The organism is Bradyrhizobium pachyrhizi (assembly GCF_029714545.1).
Lineage (GTDB): Bacteria > Pseudomonadota > Alphaproteobacteria > Rhizobiales > Xanthobacteraceae > Bradyrhizobium > Bradyrhizobium pachyrhizi.
This window is the reverse complement of sequence record NZ_CP121667.1, coordinates 6,641,656-6,666,738: the sequence shown is the minus strand read 5'-3', so window position 1 is coordinate 6,666,738 and position 25,083 is coordinate 6,641,656. Positions and strand designations below refer to the sequence as shown.

Below are 25,083 nucleotides of genomic sequence, written 5' to 3'. Positions count from 1 at the left end.
AGATCAAGAAGAATTTGGAGCGGACATGACGGGAGAGGCGAAAACCCATTACGAGGTGATCGTGGTCGGCGCCGGCGTCGCCGGCATCTACCAGATCAAGCGGCTGGCCGATCTCGGCATCGATGCCACCGTGCTGGAAGCCGCGCCCGATCTCGGGGGCACCTGGTACTGGAACCGCTATCCGGGCTGCCGCTTCGACTCCGAGAGCTACACCTACGGCTTCTCGTTCTCGCGCGAGCTGCTCGACGAGTGGCACTGGAAGGAGCGCTTCTCCGGCCAGCCCGAGAATCTGCGTTACCTCAACTACGTCGCCGACAAGTTCGACCTGCGCAAGCACATGCAGTTCAATTGCAAGGTCGAGACCATGCAGTTCGACGAGACGCGCGATCTCTGGCAATTGAGGATCAGTGACGGCCGCGAACTGACCTGCCGCTTCGTGGTGCTCGCGATCGGGCTCTTGTCCGCACCGACCATGCCGCGCGTGTCGGGCATCGAGGACTTCAAGGGCCGCTCGTTCCACACCTATTACTGGCCGCACGAGCCGGTCGATCTCGCCGGCAAGAAGGTCGCGGTGATCGGCACCGGCGCCACCGGCATCCAGCTGATCGGCGAGATTGCCGACAAGGTCGGCGAGCTCACGGTGTTTCAACGCCGGCCGAACTGGAGCGCGCCGCTCAACAACTCTGCGATCTCCGTGGCGGAGATGGCCGACATCCGCGCCCGCTATGACGAGATCTTTGCTGCCTGCGCGCTGACGCCGGGCAGCTTTGTCCATGGCCCCGACAAGCGCGGCTTCTACGAGGTGAGCCGCGAGGAGCGGATCAAGCTGTGGGACAAGCTCTACGACGAGCCCGGCTTCGGCATCTGGCTCGCGAACTTCCGCGAGATATTCATGGACGAAGCCGCCAATGCGGAGCTCTCGGAATACATTGCGGGCCGCATCCGCCGGCGCGTGAACGATCCTGATGTCGCCGAAAAGCTGATCCCGCGGGATCACGGCTTCGGCGTGCAGCGCCTGCCGCTGGAGACGCGATATTTCGAGGCGTACAACCGCGACAATGTGCAGCTCGTCGATCTCTCCGAGACGCCGCTGGTCCGCGTCACCGATAAGGGCCTGCGCACCACGGCGCGCGACTACGACTTCGACATCATCGTCTACGCGACCGGCTTCGACGCCATCACCGGCGCCTATGACCTGATCGATATCAGGGGCGTCGGCGGCGAGCGGATCGCCGACAAATGGAAGCACGCGCCGTCGACCTTCCTCGGCATGCTCGTGCACGGCTTCCCGAACCTGTTGATGCCGACGGGTCCGCAAAGCGCATCCGCGTCGACGAACTTTCCGCGCGGCATCGAGAACGGCGTCAACTGGTGCACCAATCTGCTGCAATACATGTGGGACCGCGGCCTGACCCGCGCCGACGCCACGCTGGAAGCGCAAGAGCGCTGGACCGCGCATGTCGTCAAGATGTACGAGATCATGCTGATGCGCAAAGCCAAGGGCTGGTTCACCGGCTACAACTCCAACGTCGCCGGCCACGAGGAGGGCACGGTCCGCTACTTCGTCTACAACGGCGGCACGCCGAAGTTTTTGGGAATCATCAACGGCGTTGCGGAGAAGGGGTACGAGGAGATTGAGTTTGGGGCGGGGGCGAGGAGCGGTGTGCAAGCGGCAGCAGTCGGGGCGTCGGCATCGTAGGGTTCGCCAACAGGTCCGCGCGAAGCGCGGTCCGATGATAAACTTCTCGTCGACCAAGTCAGCGGGGGAGGCCTTCGGCTAACCCACCCTACGGACTTTGCTCATCCGGACTGCGCTTGCTTATTCGGATAGTGCAGGTCGCATCTTTGCTCCGATTAAGTCGTAGATGCTGGTCGGTATGCTTCGACGTCTCAAGAATGTCTCCGACATGACTAGATCAGATAGAGTCTTGCGGAGTTGATTCGAGACGTAATGCAAGTCTCGCTTCGTGCGAGCGACTAAGAATTCGGATTGATTCCTTGACCTCGCTGAGTAACAGAACGCAAATCGTACTCACAAGGACGGCAGCGCGGATAGGATCGTCCTGGTACGGCTCGGTCCCAATTGAAGACTTCAAAAGTTCCTGCACGAACTCGGGATGAACAAACCCTGAGAGAAGCGGATACAATTCATAGTAGAGAGGGCCGTCCAGTGGAGAATCGGAGATTTTGATTATCTCCTTGTTTGAGATGTTGATGTTAAATTCTTCGCCAGTCGCCGGATTGAGGCAGACGCTGTAATTGGGGTCGCCGTTCCTTTTTGATTTGCTCGGAAATAGTCCTGCCGCGTGGGCAGCCATCGCTTCAAAACGCTTGCTACTGCCTGAGTCTAGTCGCAGGAGTTTCATCCGGAGGTACGCTTCATAGATTGGGCGTGCGATAGCAAGGCAATCGTCGTCGTATCTTGTGCTGTACATCTCGTGGATTGTCCGTAGTGACTTTACGGAGCGAATTAGAAGCAGGTATCTAAAATAGCTTGCCGGGCTTTGGAATTTCTTGGGATTCGTGTAGGCGAAGCCCAGAGCGACTATGACACTGTCGATCAGCTTAACAAGCCGCTTGTAGCTCTCGTATTCCTGTCCACTAAGATAAGTAAAGACGTGAAAAGGGTCCTGTCCCTCGTCGAGTAGCAAAAAATACTCGTCGATTGCATCCGTCCACTCTTTGTAGTCTGACTCCGGCATAAGCTCGCGGGAATGCTCTCCAACAATAAGTCCGGTCCTACGGTGGGCGAAAAACAGCTCGTCCGGTACGCCTGCGCGCCGGTAGATCGTTTGAGTCAGCTGCCAGTAATTGCCCTGTCCGTTCAGATAATGATCGAATATCACAGGATCACCTCGGCCAGGATTTCTGCCGAGCATCGCTCTAAAGCGGATGAGTGCATCGTCGAGGTCTGGTTTCAGCTTCGAGCTGACTTTTACCCGCCTTCTGACGGTCCCGCGATCGTCGATTTCGAAGCGAAACTCCTTATGTCTACAGCATTCTCCGTAAGGAATGCCGCTCCCGCAGGGGCACGGCGAGCCTTTAGGGTAAATCCTAAATTTAGACTTGTTCAGCCCGGGTGATTTCGTTCGATTGAACGATCTTGTTCCCGGCTTCGCGCTCCGCGACACCTCGAATGTTCTCCTTATCCGCACCCAAGAGCGTAGCGATGCATGGGCTAGAAATAAACTCTGGGTTAAGGAAAGCCTCAGGTTGTGCTTCTCCACAATGGAAGAAGCCGAGCTCTCGCCCGGCTTCTCTTTTCCGACAGAGCCGGGGTCAAGCCCCGGGCATGACGAGCTCACAACACCCGACTGCGCTCCTTCGCCCTGTCCGCGTCAAGATACGCACTCTCGTCCATCTCCTTGAACTTGGCGTTCATCTGCGCCATGCCCTGTTCGCTGTCATTGAGCGTGACAGGTCAACCCCGGATATCGCTGCGCTCATCCGGGCTACCAGCGCTGCTCTCGAAGCATCGCCACCAATATCACATCGAGCAGCGAACATACGGCGTCTCAATGGGCACCGGTGCCTTGGAGCTGAGTATGATCTTGTTCTCGCCGGAGAGTGTTATGTCGAATGACACGTCCGAAATCGCGACGCCGTCCGAGCACGCCGCAATCACGCGGATATTCTGCCCGTCATCATGCAGCGATTTGACGGTGCATTTCTGAAACGTGCCGGTGATTTGCTTGCCCTGAACGATCAGGCCGCCCGCGTTGAGATCGGCATCTTTCCTGAACGCGAGCTTGTTGTTCTCCTTGGTGAAGACCTGGTTGCAAGCCGAGGCGTCGATCGTCCAGGCTCCGCTCAAATCCGCAGCCTGTGTCGAGGCCGCCTGCGCAACGAGAAATACGAATAGCACGGCGTTGAAGGTTCTCATGAAACTCTCCAATCAAATGGTCATTAAGCTGCAGGACCTCTGCAAAACGAATGTGGAAAGTCGCTCAATCGTCTATTTGAGGGGAGCCATGATAACATGCCCTGCGCGGCTTTCACCGTTTTTTGAGCATCGCAGCATGCGGTGAGATGAAGGGCCTTTCGTTGATCCAGGTCAATGGTTCTGGGGCGCTCTTGGTGGCTTTGGGCCGGTCGTGACCGCGGCCATCCGGACGCGCGATGGATTTAGTGAACGCTAGAAGCAAAAAGGCCGGGCTTTCACCCGGCCTTTCGTTTTCGATGGATGCCCAGGTTTTGCCCGGGCATGACGAGCGCGAGGGTTAAAACACCCTGTTGCTCTCCTTCACCTTGTCTGCGTCGAGATACACGTTCTCACCCATCTCCTTGAACTTGGCGCTCATCTGCGCCATGCCCTGCTCCTTGTCGTTGAGCGTCGCGGCGTAGTCGCGGACGTCCTGGGTGATCTTCATCGAGCAGAATTTCGGGCCGCACATCGAGCAGAAATGCGCAACCTTGTGGGCTTCCTTCGGCAGGGTCTCGTCGTGGAAGTTCTTCGCGGTGTCCGGATCGAGGCCGAGGTTGAACTGGTCCTCCCAGCGGAAGTCGAACCGGGCACGCGACAGCGCGTCGTCGCGCAGCTGCGCGGCGGGGTGGCCCTTGGCGAGGTCGGCGGCGTGGGCCGCGATCTTGTAGGTGATGACGCCGGTCTTGACGTCGTTGCGGTCGGGCAGGCCGAGATGCTCCTTCGGCGTGACGTAGCAGAGCATCGCGCAGCCGAACCAGCCGATCATCGCGGCACCGATGCCCGATGTGATGTGGTCGTAGCCCGGCGCGATGTCGGTCGTCAGCGGCCCGAGGGTGTAGAACGGCGCCTCGCCGCATTCCTTGAGCTGCTTGTCCATGTTGATCTTGATCTTGTGCATCGGCACGTGGCCGGGGCCCTCGATCATCACCTGGCAGCCCTTGTCCCACGCGATCTTCGTCAATTCGCCGAGCGTCTCCAGCTCCGCGAACTGCGCGCGGTCGTTGGCGTCGGCGATCGAGCCCGGGCGCAGGCCGTCGCCGAGCGAGAACGAGACGTCATACTTGCGCATGATGTCGCAGATCTCGTCGAAGTGGGTGTAGAGGAAGCTCTCCTTGTGATGCGCGAGGCACCACTTCGCCATGATCGAGCCACCGCGCGACACGATGCCGGTGACGCGGTTGGCGGTGAGGTGGATGTAAGAGAGACGCACGCCGGCGTGGATCGTGAAATAGTCGACGCCCTGTTCGCACTGCTCGATCAGGGTGTCCTTGTAGAGCTCCCAGGTCAGCTTGACGGGATCGCCGTCGCACTTCTCCAGCGCCTGGTAGATCGGCACGGTGCCGATCGGCACCGGCGAGTTGCGCAAAATCCATTCGCGGGTGGTGTGGATGTTGCGCCCCGTGGAGAGGTCCATCACGGTGTCGGCGCCCCAGCGGATCGCCCACACCATCTTGTCGACCTCTTCCTCGACCGACGAGGTCACCGCCGAGTTGCCGATATTGGCGTTGATCTTAGTCAGGAAGTTGCGGCCGATGATCATCGGCTCGAGCTCGGCATGGTTGATGTTGGAGGGAATGATGGCGCGGCCGCGCGCGATCTCGTCGCGGACGAATTCCGGCGTGATGAAGGCCGGCACCGCAGCGCCAAAGCTTTCGCCGTCGGCAAGCGCGGCCTCGGCGCGCTCGAGCTTAAGCTTGCGGCCGAGATTCTCGCGCTCGGCGACGTAGATCATTTCCTTGGTGATGATGCCGGCGCGGGCGAATTCGAGCTGCGTGATCTTGTGGCCGTCGAGCCCGCGCAGCGGCCTGTGGTGCGCGGTGAACGCCTTGGCGGCGTGCGCGGCGCCGACATTGCCGTTGTCCTCCGGCTTGATGGTGCGGCCCTCATATTCCTCGACGCCGCCGCGCTCCTTGACCCAGGCCAGCCGATTGCGCGGCAGGCCGGCATTGACGTCGATCGTCACGTTCGGGTCGGTGTAGGGGCCGGAGGTGTCGTAGACCGGCAGGTTCGGCTCGCCGGCACCTTCCGACAGCATGATCTCGCGCAGCGGCACGCGAACGTCGGGCGCGGCCTCCGGCGTCGCAAAGATCTTGCGCGAGGCGGGCAGCGGGCCGGTCGTGACGGCGGGACGGGTGGTGTCGGGGTTGGAGCGGATGTTCATGAGGGATCCTCCTTATCTTGTCGTCATTCCGGACGGTCCGTTAGGACCGCGGAATCTCGAGGTTGTGGCGCGAGATTCCGGGTTCACGCTACGCGTGCCCCGGAATGACGCCGGTGGAAATTTCTGCATCACGCGGCCTCCGCGCTGAGGCCGAGCCATTGTCTGACCCGCGCGTCCGGGTCGGGGTTCTGGGTGACGTCACTGACGACGGCGATCGAATCGGCGCCGGCGGCGAAGATCTCGGCCGCGTGCTCGAACTTGATGCCGCCGATCGCGACAAGGGGGATGGAGCCGATCCGTTTCTTCCACTCGGTGATCTTCGGAATGCCCTGCGGCTCGAACCGCATCGATTTGAGCGTGGTGAAGAAGATCGGGCCGAGCGCGACATAGTCCGGCTTGGCCGCGAGCGCGGTGGCGAGCTCGGCGTCGTCATGGGTGGAGATGCCGAGCGTCAGCCTGGCTTTGCGGATCTCGGCGAGGTCGGCCTCAGTGAGATCTTCCTGGCCAAGATGCAAATGCTCGGCGCCGGCGACGATCGCCGCGCGCCAATAGTCGTTGACGACGAGCTTGGTCGGCGTGCCCTTGGTCACCGCGAGCGCGTCGCTGACGATCTGCAGCGCCCCGGCATCGTCGAGCTCCTTGGCGCGCAGCTGGATGGTGCCGACGCCGAGTTTGGTCAGTCGTTCGACCCACTTGATGCTGTCGACGACGGGATAGAACGGATCAGGATACGGCATGCCAGAACGGGGTCCCAACGACAGGGGTGGAGGGGGAGGCGAAGTCGCGGGCTTCCATCAGCCCGGCTTCGTAAGCGGTGCGGCCGGCCTCGACGCCGAGGCGGAAGGCATTGGCCATCGCAACGGGATCGGCAGCTTTGGCGACGGCGGTGTTGAGCAGCACGGCGTCATAGCCGAGCTCGAGCGCCTCGGCGGCATGCGATGGCGCCCCTAAGCCGGCGTCGACCACCAGCGTGATGTCGGGCAGGCGGTCGCGCAAAAGCTTCAGCGCGTCGCGGTTGGTGATGCCCTTGGCGCTGCCGATCGGAGCTGCCCACGGCATCACCACCTTGCAGCCGGCGTCGACCAGCCGCGAGGCGACCGAGAAATCCTCGGTGCAATAGGGGAAGACTTCAAACCCGTCCTTGATCAGGATGCCGGCCGCCTCGACCAGGCCGACCACATCGGGCTGCAGCGTGTCATTGTCGGCGATCACCTCGAGCTTGATCCACGGCGTGCCGAACAATTCGCGCGCGAGCTTTGCGGTGGTCACCGCCTCCTTGACGCTACGGCAGCCCGCGGTGTTCGGCAGCACGGTGACGCCGAGCTCGCGGATCAGCGACCAGAACGCGTCGCCAGTCTTGCCGCCGGCCGCCTCGCGCCGCAGCGATACCGTGACGATGCTGGCGCCGGAGGCGCGGATCGCGTTCTGCATGATCGCAGGCGAGGGATACAGCGCCGTGCCGATCAGCAGGCGGGACGGGAAGGATTTGCCGTAGAAGGTGACCATGGTCCGTGGTGTCTCCTCAAACCGTGCCGTCGTCCCGGCGAAGGCCGGGACCCATACGCCGCGGCCTCGCAATGGGGTACGCGAGGCGTCGTTCGTTCCGCCAATAACCGGTCGTGGTTATGGGTCCCGGCTCCGTGCGCAAGCGCGCACTCGGCCGGGACGACGCGGGGAGAGTGTGTGCGCTAGCCATCATCACCCTCCCTGCCGCGGCGTGATGATCTCGATCTCGTCGCCGGCTTTCAGCGCGGTCTCGGCCCAGCGGCTCTTCGGCACCACGTCGTAGTTCAGCGCGATCGCGAAATGCGTGCCCTCATAGTCGAGCTCGGCCAGCAGCGCATCGACGCTGACGGCACTGATCTCCCGCTGCTCGCCGTTGACGATCACGCGCATTGCATCACCTCATTGTCGATTTCGCCGCGCGAAAGATAGGCGAGCGTCAGCTCGGCCAGCGCCGGCGCCAGCAGGAAGCCATGACGGTAGAGCCCGTTCACCGTGATGCGTTCCTGCTCGATCCTGATTTTCGGCAGGTTGTCGGGAAAGGCCGGACGCAGGCCGGCGCCGAATTCGACGATGCGCGCCTCGGCGAATGCCGGATGCACGACATAGGCGGCGCCGAGCAGCTCCAGCGCCGAGCGCACGCTGACGCCGTTGTCCTCGGCCTCGATCGAGGTCGCGCCCAGCATGAAGCGGCCATCGCCGCGCGGGATCACGTAAAGCGGCCAGCGCGGATGGATCAGCCGCACCGGGCGCGCCAGCTCGACCTCGGAGGTCTCGATGATGATCATCTCGCCCTTGACGCCGCGCAAGCTCGGCTCGCGGTCGCGCGCGGCAAGGCCGCGGCAGTCGATCACGACGCCGTCGAGATCGGCTGCCTCGGCGTCGCTGCCGAACTTGATGGCGCCGCCGGCCTTGGCGATCGCGGCATGCAGCCGCGGCAGCACGCGGCGCGGCTCGACATGGCCCTCGTCGGGATAGAACAGGGCGTCACGGAAACGGCCCTCGAGCGACGGCTCGAGCGCGCGAACGCCCTCGGCGTCGATCCGGCGATGACCGGTGGTGAGGCGGGCAAAGCGCTCGAAATCGGTGCGGTCGCGCGGATGCGCCACCACCAGCGAACCGTTGAACGGGGTTTCCGGAACATGCTGCCGCCAAAGCGCGAGCGAGCGGATGCCGAGCCGGGAGATTGCCGGCTCGGAGGCCTCGGCCTCGCACCACGGCGCCAGCATCCCGCCGGCCCAGTGGCTTGTGGATTCCGTCATCGCGGCGTCACTGCGCTCATGCAGGGTGACGGCACGTCCGGCCTCTGCGAGCAAGAGCGCATGCCAGGCGCCGGCTATGCCTGCGCCGATGATGGAGACGGGGGAATCCCCCCGCGGTCTTGACGTCTGATACATCCCTGTCCCTTCGCCGGCATGACCCGGATCAGGTTCAAAGGGTCACCACGGTCCCGGACTATTCGCCTACTGGCTAGTCCAGGCTTGCGGTATCTCAGCTCCTCCTTCGGAGCACCCCTCGGAACGCCCCTAATGTAGGCGGATGGGCTCGTGTGTCAACTTGTATGCCAGACGCGTTGACAGGCGGCGTCGAGGATGGCCGGCACGCGCCGTGGGGCTGCGCGGGCGCGATCGGCGCTATTTTTCGGCCTGTTCCGGCTTCGGCTCAGCGGTATCGGCCGTCATTTGCTCCGACTTGTGCTCCGACTTGGCGAATTCCTTCGGCGGTGCACCCGCGCCGCCATGCTTCGCTTCCTTCAGGTGATCGCCGCGCTGGCGCTTTGCGACGTAGTAATACCCGCCCGCGAAATAACGCACGGCTCGATCGTGATTGCCATTGGCGGCGCGATAAGCGCCGGCGAGGTACTTGATGCCGTATCTGAGGTTGGTCTGGGGATCGCGCAGACCCTCGGCGGTACCGGTGTAGCCGAGGCCGCGTGCAGTGCCGAGCTTGATCTGCATCAGCCCGATGGTGCCGCCGCGTCCGATCAGCTGCGGATGGTACTTGCTCTCGCGCACGATGACGCGATGCACCAGCTCTTCCGGCACGAGGTTGGCCTGGGCCTCGGCCGCCACCATCGCCTCATATTGCGCGCGCGATTGCGCCTGCGCGCTCGCGCAGGACGCCAGCAGCGCGATCGCGGCAAGGCAGCCAAGGGCTTGTACGGTCTTCATCTCAATCGCTCGGGCTTTCAGATGCGCGTCGGTTCTGCGGTCTCATTGGTACGGCGAGCGGGCAGGAATGTGGCAAAACCTTCGCATCAGCGAACGTTATGCATCCGTGATTTTCCGGTCATAGGGTGAGGTCATGGGGTGAAGGGACGACGCGATTGCAAGACGGATGCTTCAAATTGTTTGCTTCAACCGTTTCAGCCAAAAATTGTCTTGGCCTGCAATTTCCTTCTAATTTTTCTGACTAATTTTGCCGCACGCTATCCACAGCAGTTTGTCGTGCAAACGAATCAATGAAGGTCTAGACTTCATCCACGACAGAGCGTGCGAGCGTTCAGTCAGCAGCTCTGTCCATTGCAAGCACGCAAAAAAAACAACATTCGGGAGATGCGCCATGGTCCGTCAGGACACCGGCTATATGCCTCGCGAAAATCCCTGCGCGCAATGCGGCAAGCCGATCGCACGCCCTGATTGGGTGGAGCACAGCGAAGGCCGCTCCTCGTTCTTGTGGAATTGCCGCGCCTGCAATTACCGCTTCGAGGCCATCGCGATCTACGAGGAAGCGGAGCTCATTACGCCGCTTGCCGCCTGACGTTTCCTCATCGCATCAGATTCGGCTGATCAGGCCGCGGATTTCTGCCGCTGCAATTGCTGTTGCCGCGCCGGCAATTCGATCCGGACCACGAGTCCGTGCGGCTTGCGATCGTGCAGCGACAGCGTGCCGGCATGCGCGAGCACGATGGCGTTGGCGATCGACAGACCAAGGCCGAAGCCTTCGGCCTCATCCATGTTGCGCGCCTGGTCGCCGCGCACGAACGGCTCCAGCACGCTCGCCTTGTGCGCATCCGAAATGCCGGGCCCGTCATCCTCGATGTCGACGACGAGGCGGTCGGGCCTGACGTCGAGGCGCACGGCAACTTCGCCGCCGAACCGCACCGCATTCTCCACCAGATTGGTGATGCAGCGATGCAGGTCGGCCGGTCGCGCGGTCGCCATCGCGTGCTGCGGGCCCGCGTAGCTGACCTTGTGTCCCATGTCGGCGAACTGATCGGTGACGAGGTGCAGCGTGCTCGCGATGTCGACCAGCGTCATCTCCTCGAGCTTGCGGTCGTTGCGCAAGAACGACAGCACCGATTCCAGCATCGAGCGCATCTGGTCGAGGTCGCGCAGCATGCGGTGGCGATGGGTCTCGTCCTCGATGAATTCGGCGCGCAGCCGCATCCGCGTGATCGGCGTGCGCAGGTCATGGCTGATCGCGGCCAGCATCTTGGTGCGATCGTCGATCAATGCGGTGATGCGCTCGCGCATCCGGTTCAGCGCCCGGGCCAGCGAACGGATCTCCTCCGGACCGCGCTCGGGCAGCGGCGCGGCGGCACCGTTCAGGCTGAAGGTCTCGGCGGCCTTGACGAAGGACGACAGCGGCGCGGTCAGCGCCCATGCCGCCCACAGGCCGAGCAGGGTGACGCTGATGACGGCGAACAGCACCGTCATCATCCACGGTCCACCCCAGAACGGCCGCATGTGCTGATCCGGCGTCAGGTTGGCGGCGAACACGGCGCCGTCGGGCAGGCGGATCGCGACGCGGCGAATTTCGCCGTCATGCGGCGTGCCGCCAGCCTCGCGCGGCAGCAGGAAGATGCGATAGCCGGCGCCGAGCCGGCGCAGCGCGTGCAGGCTCGGCGTGTCGGTTTCGGTGAGCGCGCCGGCATCGGCCGGCAGGTCGCTGATCGCAAGTTGCGGGAAGGCACGGGCGACGTCGGCCACGAGCCGCGGCCGCTCCGACGCCGGGGCATGCCCGAGCAGCTGCGCGGCGGCGGCGAGCTGGGTGTGCCAGCGGTCCGAAGGCTCCACCCGATCAGGGCGATGGATCAGGAAGGTGGCGGTGATGATCAAATGCAGCGCGACGATCGAAACGACGACCAGCGCCGCCATCTGGGCGCCGATCCCCCGCAGACTCAGCACGCGCAGCAGCTTCATGGTCAGTTGTTCGTGGCGGCAACCGCCTCCACCCTCGGCGTGAACACATAGCCGCCGGAACGCACCGTCTTGATCATGGTGGCTTCCTGCGGATCGGGCTCGATCTTGCGGCGGATGCGGCTGACCAGCACGTCGATCGAACGTTCGAACGAGCCGGCGCTGCGGCCCTGGGTCAGGTCGAGCAGGCTGTCGCGCGACAGCACGCGGCCGGGCCGCTCGCAGAAGGTGCGCAACAGGTCGAACTCGGCGCTGGTCATGGCGACGCGTGCGCCTTCGGGGTTGCGCAGCTCGCGCAGGCGGATGTCGATACGCCAGCCGAGGAAGGTCAGCGTGGTCGCGCCCTCGATCGCGCTGGCGTTGCGCGCGGCGGCCTGCCGGCGCAGCACCGCGTTGATCCGCGCCAGCAGCTCGCGCGGGTTGAACGGCTTTGCCAGGTAATCGTCGGCGCCCATCTCGAGGCCGAGGATGCGGTCGACGTCCTCGCCGCGCGCGGTCAGCATGATGATCGGCGTCTGCGATTCCGCCCGCACCTTGCGGCACAGGCTGAGGCCGTCCTCGCCGGGCAGCATGACGTCGAGCACCAACAGATCCACGCGGTGGTCGGTCATCGCCTTGGCCATCTCGCGGCCGTCGGAGGCGGTCGTGACATGACAAGAATTGGTACGGAGATATTTTGCGATAAGGGACCGCGTCTCGCGGTCGTCCTCGACGACAAGGATATTGGGCGCAGCCTGGGTCATACCGATCTTTTGTCCGTGATTCGGGGAAAGCGGCTCAGGAATTTTGTTTCAGTGTGTGTCTGAAATCTTGCCCGGCTATCCGGGTTAACAGGTCGGCGGCAGGGAGAAAAGTTATCGTTCTTTCATCAATCCTGATGCCCCGGAATGCGGGCAGAACCCTCCCGGGACAGCGCCCTGGCCGCCATGGCAGCCGGAGAAAGGGCAGGGCGGCTGTCGCATCCGGGGGCGGAACCCGTTACCCGGCGACGCGTTATTTCCCTTTCAGGTCAAGGAGGGTGAGATGGCTGTCGAGGTCGGGACCAGGCCGCATCAGCTCATTGCAAGCGACCGGGTCGAGGGGACGGCGGTGCGCCGGGCCAATGGCGACATGATCGGCCATATCGAGCGGCTGATGATCGACAAGATCTCGGGCAAGGTATCGTACGCGGTGTTGAGCTTCGGTGGCTTCCTGGGCATTGGAACCAATTTGATCCCGCTGCCCTGGGGCCGGCTGCACTACAACCCGAAGTTCGAGGCCTATGAGCTCGACATCGAGGACGAGGAGCTGAAGCGCGCGCCGTCGTTCCGTGCCGACAAGGATTTCGATTGGGGCGATCGCTCGCAGGAAGTCGAGCTGCATCGCTTCTACGGCGTGCCGCCCTATTGGGGCGGCTTCTGAGCGCGCGCCAACATGCGCGCATGACGACGCTCGTCGATCGATGATGCGGTCGCCGGGGCGAGCGCGCGGCTTGTGCAGCGCGGTTCGCCGGGACGACTTAGTGAGCCAAACATCGTCACATCATGGACTGCGCGTCCGGCGCAGTCGTGAGGCTCAACCGCAAGCTCACTTGTGAGATCACGATCGCTCTCGTCAAGCGGCGCAGCGTTCCATGCGCTGAAGGTCCTCACCCTGTTCCTCGGCCATCCAAGCGGCTTTTGAGCGCAGGTCCGTTAGGAACGGTTGCGAAGATGACGGGTTTTCCCAGCATCGATTTTGCGAGAGGAGAGCCATCAATGTTGGTCAAATCCATCATCGCCGGCCTCGCCGGCACCGCGCTGCTTGCAACCGTCGCCGTTGCGCAGACGCCAACCGATAAGGGCGACAAGATGTCTCCTGCGGCGTCGACGTCAGCCACATCAGCCACGTCGCCGGATTCGTTCAAGGGCAACTGGCGCGCGTCGAAGGTCGTCGGCCTCAGCGTGTACAACGACGCCAATGAAAGCGTCGGCTCGATCAATGATCTGCTGATGGAGAAGGGCGGTACAATCAAGGCGGTCGTGATCGGCGTCGGCGGCTTCCTTGGCGTCGGCGAGCACCTGGTCGCGGTCCCGATCGACAAGGTGAAGTTCGTGAGCGAGCCGATCGCCTATACCGGCGCCTCGAACACCGGCGCTGGCAGCACCAGCAAGACGACCACCACGGGCGCCGCGCCTGCGGCGGCGACGTCGAAGCCGAATCCCTGGTATCCGGATCACGCCGTGTTCAATGCGAGCAAGGATGAGCTGAAGGCGATGCCGGAGTTCAAGTATTCGACCGACTAACGCGTCGCGTCCCCTGCAAGAGAAGAGCGCGTCCGGTTGCTGCCGGGCGCGCTTTTTGCTGGCCGGATGGATAAAATTTGGGAAGAGTGTAGGGAGTAGGTTAGGCGATCCAATTCGGACAGCGCGTCGCAATCATCATCAACCCTTACGTGATCATTCGTCAAATGGCTGAAGAATCCGATGCATGACAGGGACCGCGATGGCGGCGATCCCGCGATAGCCCGGATTCGCGGCCGCTACCCGCAATACACGCGGCGCCGGTTGGCAGGCTTTGCGGAGCGGCTGCAACAGAAGCTTCATGCCGGCCGAGTGCCGGTCACCTCGCTCGCGCTTGCCGGTCCCACCGAGCGGATCAGCCTCGAGGACGCGCTCAAGCTCGATTATCGGCCGGTCCCATTGGGCGAGACGCTGGGACCGCTTTGGGCGACTTATTGGGTGCGGGTCGTGGCCGAGGTGCCGCAGGACTGGGCCGGCTCGCGCGTGGATCTCTATTGGGACAGCCGCTCGGAAGCGCTGCTTTGGCTCAACGGACGTTCCTCGCAGGGTCTCAATCCCGGCCGCCACATCGCGCCGCTCGTTCAGTCGGCGAGCGGAGGGGAGACGATCAGCTTCCATGTGGAGGTGGCCTGCAACGGCCTGTTCGGTGCGTTCTGGAGCGATCCGCAGGCCTACGCGCTGGTCGCCTGCGAGCTGCGCTGCTTCGATCCCGAGGCCACGGCATTCTATTTCGACTACGAGGTGCTGCGCCAGCTCGAGGCTGACCGCGATCCCACGACAAAGTCGAGGTCATACGGAGCTGTCGGAGAGACGGCGCAGCCGGCGCTGGATCGGACCTGGGCGGGGCGCCTGCTGCACGATCTCAACCGCATCTGCAACATCACCGATCCTGACGATCGCGCGACATGGCCGGCGGCGCGGGCGATCCTCGATGGCCTGCTCGCGGCACGAAATGGCAGCATCACCCACGAGATGTCGGCGATCGGCCACGCCCATCTCGACACGGCATGGCTGTGGCCGCTGGCGGAAACCCGGCGCAAGGCGCAACGCAGCTTCTCCACGGCGGTGGCGCTGATGGAGCGCTATCCCGATTTCAAGTTCGCCTGCTCGCAGGCCTATCAGTATGCCGTCATCGAGCAGAATGACCCTGACCTGTTCGCCCGAATTCGCGCCAAGGCCGCCGCCGGCCAATGGATTCCGGTCGGCGGCAGCTGGATCGAGCCGGACTGCAATCTGCCGTGGGGCGAGTCGATCTGCCGGCAGTTCCTCTATGGTCAGCGCTATTTCGAGCAAACGTTCGGGGCGCGCTCCAGCGTGTTCTGGAATCCCGACGTGTTCGGCTACGACGCCCAGCTGCCGCAGCTGATGCAGTCGGCGGGGATGTCGCGCTTCCTGACCCAGAAGCTGTCGTGGAACAAGTTCACCTCACCGCCGCATCACAGCTTCCATTGGCGCGGACTGGACGGCAGCACGGTGCTCGCGCATTTCCCCCCGGCGGACACCTACAACGGATCGGCGCAGGTCGCGGAGCTCCGCTATCACGCCGCCAATTACAAGGACGCCGACCGTTCGTCCGACGCACTCTATCTGTTCGGCTATGGCGACGGGGGCGGCGGTGCCGACGAGACGATGCTCGAGATGTTGCAGCGCGCAAGGGACTTGCAGGGGCTGCCGCGGATCCAGATTCGCTCCGTCGACGAGTTCTTCGACCGCCTGGCGATATCAGCGCCGGATCTGGCAACGATCGAAGGCGAGCTCTATCTCGAATATCATCGCGGCACCTACACCACGCAGGCCGAGACCAAGCGTCTCAACCGCGCTTGCGAGGCCGGCCTCCAGGCACTCGAATTCGTGACCACTGTCGCGGCTGTCTGCCGGCAACCGGCACCATCCGCACAGGAGATCGAAGTGCTGTGGCGCACGCTGCTGGTCAACCAGTTCCACGACATCATTCCCGGCAGCAGCATCCGCGAGGTCTATGAACGTGCGGAGGTCGAACTCGCCGGCGTGGCGGAGGAGGCCGGGCGTCGCACGCAAGCCGTGCTGGCGACACTGTGCGATCCCGAAGACGGCAATTGGACACCCGTCAACACGCTGGGCTGCGCGCGCGCCGAGGTCGCGTCCGACCCCGACGGCGAGCTTCGTCACATCGTCGCCGCGCCGTTTGCGGCGGGCGAAACGACGACGACCGGCGATCGTGTGGTGGTCGCCGCCGATCCGGTCGGCTTCGTGCTGTCGAACGCGCGGCTCGAAGCGCGCATTGATCGCAGCGGGCTCGTTCGGTCGCTGCTGCATGTTGCGACCGGCCGCGAGACCTTCGCATTACCGGCCGCCCGGCTGCTGCTGCTCGATGACCGGCCGCTCGATTTCGAGGCATGGGATATCGATCCGTTCGCGCTCGAGACCGCGCGCGAGGTGACAGGGGAGGTGAGCTGCGCCGTGTTGTCGGATGGCGGACTGCGCGGCGAAGTCCGTTTCGAGCGCGGGCTCGGACGCACGAGCCGGCTCGCGCAGGTGATCCGCCTCGATGCCGGCGCAGATCATCTCGAATTCGAAACCACGGTCGATTGGCAGGAGCGCAAGACGGCGCTGAAGGTCATGTTCCCCATCGCCTGCCGTGCATCGAACGCAACCTATGAAACCATGTTCGGCGCAACCGAGCGTCCGACCCATGCCAACACGGATGCCGATGCGGCCAAGTACGAGGTGCCCGGGCATCGCTGGGCCGATCTCGCCGAGCCGGATTTCGGCGTGTCGCTGTTCAGCGACTGCCGTCACGGCTATTCGGCGTTCGGCAACCAGCTCGCGCTGACGCTGTTGCGCGGCTCCGAATTGCCTGATCCCCAGGCCGATATCGGGCGGCACCGGATGCGCTATGCGATCTATCCCCACCACGGCGACTGGCGCAGCGCGGACACGGTCGGGCGCGCCTTGCGGTTCGAGCGTCCGGTGCTGTGGACGAAGGGAAAACCACGCGCGCCCTTGCGACGATCGCTCCTGACCGCGTCCCCGGCCAACGTGATCGTCGATACGATCAAGCCCGCTGAGGATGGAGACGGCTGGGTGGTGCGGCTCTACGAGAGCGCAGGCATTCGCACCCCCGCGGCGCTCGAATTCGGCGTCGACATTGCGTCAGTTTGGATGAGCAACACCCTGGAAGACCGCATCGAGGCCCTGCCGACCGAGGATCGGGGATGCCGCCTGGCGCTGCGTCCATTCCAGATCGCAACGCTGCGGGTCTTCCAGGCGTAATGCTTGCAGCGACGTTCGCCCCGGCTTGCGGGGCACGGCATTGGCAGCCGCGGGATTCCGTCTGCTATAGCTCGGCTTGCGCGGAGAGACCGGATCGCATCGCTAGATGCGATCCGGTCTGGCGTAGCCGTCAGTTCGACTTCACCAGCGGACAGCCGCCCTTGTCGAGCGGACGGAACGCCTCGTCGCCGGGCACGGTGGCGATCAGCTTGTAGAGGTCCCACTCGCCCTTGGATTCCTCGGGCTTCTTGACCTCGAACAGATACATGTCGTGCACCATGCGGCCGTCAATCCGGATATGGCCGTTCTTGGCGAAGAAGTCGTTGACCGGCGTGGCGCGCATCTGGGCCATCACCTTCGGCGCCTCGTCGGTGCCGATGGCCTCGATCGCCTTCAGGTAATGCATGGTCGCCGAATAGAGGCCGGCCTGGATCATGGTCGGCATATGGCCGACCTTCTCGTTGAAGCGCTTCGAGAAGGCGCGGGTCTCGTCGTTCATGTCCCAGTAGAAGGCGTCGGTGACGATCAGGCCCTGGGTGGCCTTGATGCCGAGCGAATGCGTGTCGGTGATCTCCTGCAGCAGCGCGATCATCTTCTGGCCGCCTTGGGTCAGGCCGAACTCGGAAGCCTGCTTCAGCGCGTTGGTGGTGTCGCCGCCGGCATTCGCCAGCGCCACGACCTTGGCCTTGGAGGCCTGCGCCTGCAGCAGGAAGGACGAGAAATCCGACGAGTTGAGCGGATGACGCACGTCGCCCAGCACCTTGCCCCCGCTTTCCTTGACGACATTGGCGGCATCGCGCTCCAGCGCCATGCCGAAGGCGTAGTCGGCGGTGACGAAGAACCAGGTGTCCTCGCCGCGCTTGACCATCGCCTTGCCGGCGACGTTCGACAGCGCATAGGTGTCGTAGGTCCAGTGCACCGTGTTGGGCGAGCAGGCGGTGCCGGTGATGTCGGATGAGCCGCCGCCCGAGTTGATGTTGATCCTGTTCTTCTCGCGCGTCAGCGCCGAGATCGGCAATGCGACCGACGAGGTCGGCACGTCGAGGATCGCGTCGACCTTGTCGTTGTCGTACCAATTGCGCGCGATGTTGACGCCGACGTCGGGCTTGTTCTGGTGATCGGCTGCAATCACCTGCACCGGCTTGCCTTTCACCTTGCCGCCGTAATCGGCGACCGCCATCTCGACGGCGGCGACCGAGCCCTTGCCGGTGGCGTCCGCATAGAGGCTCGACATGTCGGTGAGCACGCCGATCTTGACGACATCGTCGGAGATCTGGGCGTTCGCCGCGGTCGCTGAGACCGCGAGCGCGAGGCCGGCCGCCGCTGCGGCCAAGAGTGTTTTCATCGTGTTTTTCTCCCTGACTTTTTCGTTGAGGGTTGCTTCCACCGGGCGTTCTAGCCGCTGCGGCAAGCTGTCGCAAAGACGACTTTTTGAGCATGGGCAGGGCAGGGGCGGATGGAACGCGCGAGCGGAGGGCCTTGTTACCTCGCCCCGTTTGCGGGGAGAGGTCGGATTGCGCGGCAATCCGGGTCACGGGGTACAGGTCTCGCTGCGCCGGTCAGAGCGCCGGTAACGCGGTGACGGCGGCCTTGATGCTGCCGTCGGTTTCCACGATCACCCGCAACGTCTTGGAATCGAAGTCGATCCCGGCCAGCCGGATGCTGTTGACCTCGGCGTCGATGCGGATGCCTTCCTCGTTCTTCTGCAGGTCGGCGATGGCGGCGGCGACCTTGCGCTGCGCGTTGGTCGCGAATGGCTTCAGGTCGACCACCAGCCGGTCGTTGAGGGTCTGCTGCATGTGCGGGATCGCCGCGCGCGCGGCGGCGCCGAGCAGGCCGAACGCGGCCTCGGATTCCACCGCCAGCTCGACGTCGGTCAGCCGCAGCGTCTGCGACGGCTGGTCGAGCCGCGGCCGGCCCCAGATGTGCACGGTCGCCTCGGCGCCCAGCCCGAACCAGCTGGCCTTTTCCTTGGCGTGCACCAGGAGTGAGATCAGAAGCCGGTCGCCGGAGGCGGCGATGCTCGCGCTCTTGACGGTCACGTCGACCGGACCGGAGCCGTCCTCGGGGAAGGTCTTGCCCTTGAGCTGCGCCTCGACCAGCTGGCTCAGCGTGGTGAAGGACAGGTCGACCGGCAGGCCGATCGCGACCTGGCTCGCCATCGGCGGCACGATCGAGAGTTTTTCGGGGAACGGGCAGTTCGGGGTGGTCTGTGCCTCCGTGATCCGCGTTTCGGCCTCGATCCCCATCGTCAGGATCAGCGAGGACGCATCGACCTTCGGCTGCGCGGCGATCGCGCGGGTCGGTCGCAGCTCGAGCCACATCGGCGGCATCGAGGTGGTGCCGCCGGTGCCTTGCAGCGGGATCGAGCGGCAGGCCTTGGCCCATTGCGCGCGAGCATTGTTCTGGAACACCGGGTCGTTGTGCAATCGGGCCTCGACCACGGCAATCTGGTCGGCGACCGCCTTGTCGATGACAGGCTTGACCTGGGCCGGCACGCTGATGCGGACGCCGGCCGTCGACAGGCTGGTGTCGCCGAGATTGACCTGTGCCTGCAGGTTCGGCTCGATCCGCCAGGATGCGCCGAGCTTCGGGCGCGCGGTGAGGGTGACGTTGCCCTTGATCTCGGCGTTGGCGTTGATGTTCTTGATGTTCACGGCGCCGATCTGCTTGGCGACATTGCCGCCGAGCAGGCTGCCGAGCGCGTCGTTGACCGCGCCGGTTGCCTTGGCGGACAACGCGCCGGTGACCTTGAGCGTGCCGTTGATCGGGGTGGTCAGCGTCAGCACGTCCTGCGCGCCGGTGGCCGCGATCTGCCCGCGCGATGCGGTCCAGCCGATGTCGGCATTTTGCAGGATTTGCTGGACCGGGTTGTCGGCCTTGCCGCCGAAGGTCTTCGGCGCGCCGCGTTCGGCGGCGTCGCGGATCGCCGACAGCGCGACCGAGACCTGCGCCACGATCGTCGATGAACGCGGCGCCTGCGGCAGCGGCGGCAGCTCTGCGAGCTTCGGCTTCTGCACGGTGACGCTCGGCGCGAGCCAGTCCATTGCCTTGAGGCTGATCACGAACGAGATCAGCACCACCGTGATCCCGAGCGCTATCGTCCTTGGATGCATCGGTAGACGCATCATTCCCCCGGATGAAAATCAACTTGACGGGTTGTACAGGCCCCCTGACGAGGGCGCCAGTGTGGCGGGATCAAGCTGCTTCAGGGGCGGAAGGCGTTAAGGTTGATGAACGCGGCAACGGCCCCGGCGCGAGGTGCCGGAGCCGTTGTCGAGGACGCCTTTGTTAGGGATGCCTTGGAAGGGCGGGACTTAGCGGACGGCCGAACCGAGATCGGCGCGGCGGTCGGTCATCGGCAGCACGATCACCTTGGTGCCGACGCTGACCCGCGAATAGAGGTCGGAGACATCTTCATTGGTCAGGCGCAGACAACCGGAGGACACGCGGGTGCCGATCGTCTCCGGCGCGTTGGTGCCGTGGATGCGGTAGATGGTGCCGCCGAGATACATGGCGCGGGCGCCGAGCGGATTGCCGGGGCCGCCGGCCATGTGGCGCGGCAGATAGGGCTGTCGGGCGATCATTTCCGGCGGGGGCGTCCAATCCGGCCACTCCGCCTTCTTGGTGATGGTCTGGGTGCCCGACCAGGTGAAGCCGTCGCGGCCGATGCCGATGCCATAGCGCATGGCCTGGCCGTTGCCGAGCACGAGATAGAGATAGGTGTGCGGGGTATCGATGATGATCGTGCCGGGCGCCTCGCGCGTCGGATAGGCGACGACCTGGCGGCGCAGGCGGGCGGGCAACTCGACCGAGCGGTCCTCCTCCTGCACCTGCGGCATCGACTGCACCGGGGGCTGCACCGCCTGGGTCGGCGGCGTCAGGATGAAGGGGAACATCGGCAGCGGTGCGGCCGCGGCGGAATCTGCGAAAGCGACGGTACCAATCGCCAGCGCGCCGAAGGCGGCGGCAGCGAGACGCGAGTTCAGCTTGATGGAATTGAACATTGTCGACCCCTGTTGTTTGCGCCCTGCGCGCCAGTTCCGGCGCGTCGTTGGGTCAAAGAAGTACAGGTGAGGCGTTTCAGGACGTTTGCACGAAATCGCCAAAATGGTTTCGTGCCGTTAGGGAATTGTTTCGTGCGTGTTTCGTCGCACGGTTAAGACCGGGTTGCCGGGAAGGGGGGGCCCGCCGCAAGACAGTCCTCCTGGCACGGTGCTTGCTGTCCCAGCGCATTGTTTCGGAATGGAGTGGAAATGATGCTGGGGCACACGATCGGCAGCATGCTGGATCGGCAGAAGGGTTTCGGCCCCGGGTTCGATTTTCTCCGCATTGCACTGGCGATTTCCGTCGTCGCCGCGCACGCGCCCTATGTCGCGAGCGGCAGTGGCGACGGCGAGCAGGCGTGGATCTCCTGGTTTCCGCATTACGCCATTCTCGTGATGTTTTTCGCGCTGAGCGGCTTTCTGATCGCGGCGAGCGGCCTGCGGCTCTCCCTGAAGGAATTTCTCACCAATCGCGGCATGCGGATCATTCCGGCGCTTGCGGTCGAGATCGTGCTGTCGGCACTGATCCTCGGGCCGATCTTCACCGCGCTGCCGCTGCACGACTACTTCAACAATTTCGGCACCTACAAATATTTCACCAACATCATCGGCCTCGTGAACTACGTCCTGCCCGGCGTGTTCAGCGGCAATCCCGCGCCGGAGGTCAACAGCTCGCTGTGGACGGTGCCGTTCGAATATGGCTGCTACGCGCTGATGACGGTGTTCATCCTGTTCGGCCTGTTGCGCAAGCCGCCGCTCATCGTGCTCGGTGCGCTCGTGCTGGTCGGCATCGGCCTTGCGCTCGCACTCACCGGTCATAGTGCGCAATCGTCGCAACTTCCCGCCGGGGTCGCCGGCACGCTGCATGACAGGATCTTCAGCACGGCGCCGTTCCTCGGACGCGGCGCGAAGCTGCCGGTCGCGTTCATGCTCGGCATCGCGATCTATCTCTATCGTGGCCGCATTCCCTACAACGGATGGCTTCTCGCCGGATGCTGCGCGCTCTGCGCGGGCGCCGCGCTGCTTGGTCCGGCGGACTGGATGAGCCAGCCGATGCTCAATCTGCTGATTGCCCCGGCGCTGGTCTATATCACCGCCTATCTCGGCGTCTCGAAGCTGCCGCGGCTGCCGCTGATCTCGCGCGGCGACTATTCCTACGGCATCTATCTCTACGGCTTTCCGGTGCAGCAGGTGGTGCGGGTATGGCTGCCGCACGCGCCCGTGATCGTCCAGTTCGCGATCGCGCTGCTGCTGATCACGCTGTTCGCCGTGTTCTCCTGGCACTGGATCGAGAAGCCGATCCTGAAACTGCGCAGCCGCTTCTCCTTCGTGGCGCGCGAGCGCCTTGCGCCCGACGATGCGGCCGCGCCGCGCCAGGACATTGCGCCTCTTGCCGTTGCCGCGAGCGCCGTCCGCAGCAGGCAATCCTCTCGACGAGGAGCCAGCACTTTCGCTGTTCAGGAGCCGAGATATCCGGCCGATCCGTCCCACAGCAGCTTGGCGGCGGTGATGACCAGAATGGCGTAGCAGGCACGGTACAGCGCGCGCTGGTCGAGACGTTCGTGCAGCCGCCATCCGGCCCAGACGCCGACCGGTACCGCCGGCACGCAAAGCGCCATCAGCATCCATAGGCTGCGCGACGGCGTGGCGAGCACGAGCCACGGGCCGGCCTTCAAGAGGTTGCCGACCGTGAAGAACAGGCTGGTGGTGCCGGCGTAGAGTGCCTTCGACATGCCGAGCGGCAGCAGATAGATCGCAAGCGGCGGCCCGCCCGAATGGGCCACCATCGTGGTGACGCCGGAGGACAGGCCGGCGAACGTCGCCTTGAACGTCGAGCGCGGACGCGGCTTGATCTCGCCGCCGCCGAGAAACCACAGCGCGGCGAACACCAGCGTCACCACGCCCATCACGATCTCGACGGCATGCCGGTCGAGATCGCGCAGCACGAAATAGCCGAGGCCGATGCCGACGACGAGCGCCGGCAGCAGCATCGCGAGATCGATGCGCGACCACGTGCTCGGGCGCCAGAATCGCAGCGCGGTGACGTCCATGACGACGAACAACGGTGCCAGCAGCGCGCCCGCCGCGATCGGGTCCATCGCCAGCGACAGCAGCGGGATGCCGACGATGGCAAATCCGCCGCCGAACGCGCCCTTCATGAAGGTGATCAGGAAGACGCCGGCGAAGGCAACCGCGAGCACGAAAGGCCCGGGCAGGTCAGCGACGATGGACGTGATCATGGTGTCGTGCGAAGCGTTGTGGTCGTACTCAACATGGCCACGCGCGCCTGCACGCGCAATCCAAACATTGCTCTCGGTGCACATTGCTCTCGGTGCAATTCGGCGTGCACGCGGCCTAGCCGGCGCGCATCCGCGGCAGGCCCGGCTTGTCGCCGTTGATCACGGCGCGGCGGTCGGAGACGGCGTGATGGAATTGCTCGAGCGTCAGCCCGATCACCGAGAGGTCGCCTTCCTCGATCGCGCCGTCGTCGTAGCAGTCGAGCGCCTCGCGCAACAGGGCATCCGCGTCGCCCTGCATGGCCGCGAGCTGTTCCGGCGTCTCGGCGCCGCGCACCTGCGAGATCAGCGTCAGCAGATTGTCGCGATGGGTGATGTAGTGCTCGCGCTCGTCGCGCTTCACGTAGTGGCGCAGCCAGGCGCCGGCGGAGCCAAGGCCGGAGAGCAGCAGGATGCCGCCCCAGATGTAGTCGGAGTATTTTTCGAGGAAGGTGCGCTCGGTGCCGTCGATATAGGCGGCCGCGCCCTGATGCGCCGGCAGCGCGGCGTCCTTATCGGTGTCGGGCTTCTCGATCTTTGCCGCCGCCGGCAGATCGCGCGCGACCTGGAGGCGCAGCGTGAACAGCTGCCGGTCGAGCGCGCCGACGGTCGCCTCGCTCAGCGCATGTTGCGCGATGATGAGGTGATTGACGCTGACGGTCTCAACCTTGTCCTCGGGCCGCGCCGGCGACGACGAGAAGATGCTGCCGGCGATCTCCTCGGACTCATAGCGCGGATGCTTTTGCGCGATTGCCTCCGAGACATCGATCGGGAGGAAGACCGGCTCGCCGCGCGCCGCCGCCGTTGCCGTAATCGCTTCCGCCGTCACCTTGCTGTCGAGCGGGCCGACGGTCATGTAGGCATCGAGCGAGGGATCGCGCGCGAGGTCGGCGATCTTGTTGACGGCGAACTGGCTGACCGCGACCTTGTCGGGGTTGACGCCGGACTCGGTCAGGATCACGCGCAGCAGCGTGACATTGGCCTGGGTGCTGCCGACCACGCCGACCTTGTGGCCGGCGAGGTCGTCGATGCTCTTGATCTTCGCGGACCGCCGCTTGCCCTTGGCGCCCGAGGGCGCCCACAGCACGACGACATTCTTGCGCAGGATCGCAACCGACTCGGCGCTCGCGGGCAGATCGAGGTCGCCGCGCACCACCGCGAGGTCGACCTTGTTCGCCGTGAACAGTGCGATGCTCTCGGCGGAGCCCTGCGTCGTGACCGGCTTCAGCCGCACCGAGCTGCCGTCGTGCGTAAAGACCTGGGCGAAGCCCTGGATCAGCTTGACGTCCTCGCTGCCGGTCGGGCCGACCGCGATCGCGAGCGTCACCGGACGCAGCGCGTAATACAGCGAGCCGGCGGCGAGGCCGAACACAAGCATGCCAGCCGCAAGGATCAGCAGCGACGAGTTTCGTCTCCTGAGCCTGCGGCGCTTGGCGCCGGGATTTTCACTCTGCTCTGACATCTAGCTGTCACGTTACACGAAAAACCGGCCGTTTGCCGTGAAAAACAACCTAACA

At 64.3% G+C, this 25,083-nt stretch carries 21 protein-coding genes and 1 riboswitch; of the genes, 6 read left to right on the top strand and 15 right to left on the bottom strand.

What is annotated here, in order from left to right; all coding sequences use genetic code 11:
• The first annotated feature begins 25 nt into the window (after nt 1-25).
• On the top strand, nt 26-1,699 hold the full coding sequence (locus QA639_RS31670) for a flavin-containing monooxygenase (protein ID WP_283088005.1): 1,674 nt from the start codon (nt 26-28) through the stop codon (nt 1,697-1,699).
• Between the two features lie 217 nt (nt 1,700-1,916).
• Here the strand turns inward: QA639_RS31670 and QA639_RS31665 are convergent, their stop codons facing one another.
• The 8 genes from QA639_RS31665 to QA639_RS31630 form a co-directional block, all read right to left on the bottom strand.
• Complete coding sequence (locus tag QA639_RS31665; RefSeq protein ID WP_283088004.1) at nt 1,917-3,305, bottom strand: SEC-C metal-binding domain-containing protein; 1,389 nt, start codon at nt 3,303-3,305, stop codon at nt 1,917-1,919.
• A 182-nt stretch (nt 3,306-3,487) separates the two neighbouring features.
• Nucleotides 3,488-3,883, bottom strand: a complete 396-nt coding sequence (locus QA639_RS31660) for a hypothetical protein (RefSeq protein WP_028332607.1) — start codon at nt 3,881-3,883, stop codon at nt 3,488-3,490.
• 337 nt (nt 3,884-4,220) lie between these two features.
• Nucleotides 4,221-6,086 carry a phosphomethylpyrimidine synthase ThiC gene (gene thiC, locus QA639_RS31655; RefSeq protein ID WP_283088003.1) on the bottom strand — a complete coding sequence of 622 codons (1,866 nt, stop codon included), beginning with the start codon at nt 6,084-6,086 and terminating at the stop codon, nt 4,221-4,223.
• Between the two features lie 128 nt (nt 6,087-6,214).
• Complete coding sequence (locus QA639_RS31650) at nt 6,215-6,823, bottom strand: thiamine phosphate synthase (protein ID WP_283088002.1); 609 nt, start codon at nt 6,821-6,823, stop codon at nt 6,215-6,217.
• A complete protein-coding gene (locus QA639_RS31645) occupies nt 6,810-7,592 on the bottom strand; it encodes a thiazole synthase (protein WP_028332604.1) in 783 nt (260 codons plus the stop codon). Before QA639_RS31645 ends, QA639_RS31650 begins: the two co-directional genes overlap by 14 nt.
• A gap of 192 nt (nt 7,593-7,784) precedes the next feature.
• Nucleotides 7,785-7,982, bottom strand: coding sequence for a sulfur carrier protein ThiS (gene thiS / locus QA639_RS31640; RefSeq protein ID WP_092116006.1), 198 nt, complete (start codon nt 7,980-7,982; stop codon nt 7,785-7,787).
• Nucleotides 7,973-8,986, bottom strand: coding sequence for an FAD-dependent oxidoreductase (locus QA639_RS31635; RefSeq protein WP_050385002.1), 1,014 nt, complete (start codon nt 8,984-8,986; stop codon nt 7,973-7,975). Before QA639_RS31635 ends, thiS begins: the two co-directional genes overlap by 10 nt.
• A riboswitch (TPP riboswitch) is annotated at nt 8,974-9,115 on the bottom strand. Its footprint overlaps the gene before it by 13 nt.
• 108 nt (nt 9,116-9,223) lie before the next feature.
• Nucleotides 9,224-9,760: a lytic transglycosylase domain-containing protein gene (locus tag QA639_RS31630; protein ID WP_050385003.1), complete on the bottom strand. Its 537-nt coding sequence runs from the start codon at nt 9,758-9,760 to the stop codon at nt 9,224-9,226.
• A 391-nt stretch (nt 9,761-10,151) separates the two neighbouring features.
• Here QA639_RS31630 and QA639_RS31625 point away from each other — a divergent pair, with 391 nt between their 5' ends.
• A complete protein-coding gene (locus QA639_RS31625; protein ID WP_028332600.1) occupies nt 10,152-10,349 on the top strand; it encodes a hypothetical protein in 198 nt (65 codons plus the stop codon).
• Between the two features lie 29 nt (nt 10,350-10,378).
• On the opposite strand, the gene QA639_RS31620 is transcribed toward QA639_RS31625, so the two are convergent.
• Both QA639_RS31620 and QA639_RS31615 read right to left on the bottom strand, forming a co-directional pair.
• Nucleotides 10,379-11,734: an ATP-binding protein gene (locus tag QA639_RS31620; RefSeq protein WP_283088001.1), complete on the bottom strand. Its 1,356-nt coding sequence runs from the start codon at nt 11,732-11,734 to the stop codon at nt 10,379-10,381.
• A 2-nt stretch (nt 11,735-11,736) separates the two neighbouring features.
• Complete coding sequence (locus QA639_RS31615; RefSeq protein ID WP_018273044.1) at nt 11,737-12,474, bottom strand: response regulator; 738 nt, start codon at nt 12,472-12,474, stop codon at nt 11,737-11,739.
• Between the two features lie 280 nt (nt 12,475-12,754).
• On the opposite strand from QA639_RS31615, the gene QA639_RS31610 reads away from it, so the two are divergent.
• From QA639_RS31610 to QA639_RS31600, 3 genes are all read left to right on the top strand, one after another.
• Complete coding sequence (locus QA639_RS31610; RefSeq protein WP_028332598.1) at nt 12,755-13,132, top strand: PRC-barrel domain-containing protein; 378 nt, start codon at nt 12,755-12,757, stop codon at nt 13,130-13,132.
• A gap of 335 nt (nt 13,133-13,467) precedes the next feature.
• Nucleotides 13,468-13,995 carry a PRC-barrel domain-containing protein gene (locus tag QA639_RS31605; RefSeq protein ID WP_028332597.1) on the top strand — a complete coding sequence of 176 codons (528 nt, stop codon included), beginning with the start codon at nt 13,468-13,470 and terminating at the stop codon, nt 13,993-13,995.
• Between the two features lie 180 nt (nt 13,996-14,175).
• Nucleotides 14,176-17,244: an alpha-mannosidase gene (locus tag QA639_RS31600; RefSeq protein ID WP_283088000.1), complete on the top strand. Its 3,069-nt coding sequence runs from the start codon at nt 14,176-14,178 to the stop codon at nt 17,242-17,244.
• Between the two features lie 130 nt (nt 17,245-17,374).
• Here the strand turns inward: QA639_RS31600 and QA639_RS31595 are convergent, their stop codons facing one another.
• The 3 genes from QA639_RS31595 to QA639_RS31585 form a co-directional block, all read right to left on the bottom strand.
• Complete coding sequence (locus tag QA639_RS31595; RefSeq protein ID WP_028332595.1) at nt 17,375-18,589, bottom strand: ABC transporter substrate-binding protein; 1,215 nt, start codon at nt 18,587-18,589, stop codon at nt 17,375-17,377.
• 214 nt (nt 18,590-18,803) lie between these two features.
• Nucleotides 18,804-20,372: a DUF4403 family protein gene (locus QA639_RS31590; RefSeq protein ID WP_198400225.1), complete on the bottom strand. Its 1,569-nt coding sequence runs from the start codon at nt 20,370-20,372 to the stop codon at nt 18,804-18,806.
• Nucleotides 20,373-20,561: 189 nt separating this feature from the next.
• Entirely contained in the window at nt 20,562-21,251 is a 690-nt protein-coding gene (locus tag QA639_RS31585) for a L,D-transpeptidase (protein ID WP_157346222.1), read from the bottom strand.
• Nucleotides 21,252-21,500: 249 nt separating this feature from the next.
• Here QA639_RS31585 and QA639_RS31580 point away from each other — a divergent pair, with 249 nt between their 5' ends.
• Complete coding sequence (locus tag QA639_RS31580) at nt 21,501-22,817, top strand: acyltransferase family protein (protein WP_244978660.1); 1,317 nt, start codon at nt 21,501-21,503, stop codon at nt 22,815-22,817.
• Here the strand turns inward: QA639_RS31580 and QA639_RS31575 are convergent.
• Complete coding sequence (locus QA639_RS31575; RefSeq protein WP_283087999.1) at nt 22,748-23,530, bottom strand: sulfite exporter TauE/SafE family protein; 783 nt, start codon at nt 23,528-23,530, stop codon at nt 22,748-22,750. The genes QA639_RS31580 and QA639_RS31575 overlap by 70 nt on opposite strands.
• A gap of 115 nt (nt 23,531-23,645) precedes the next feature.
• Nucleotides 23,646-25,028, bottom strand: coding sequence for a TAXI family TRAP transporter solute-binding subunit (locus QA639_RS31570; protein WP_157346218.1), 1,383 nt, complete (start codon nt 25,026-25,028; stop codon nt 23,646-23,648).
• Between the last annotated feature and the right edge of the window lie 55 nt (nt 25,029-25,083).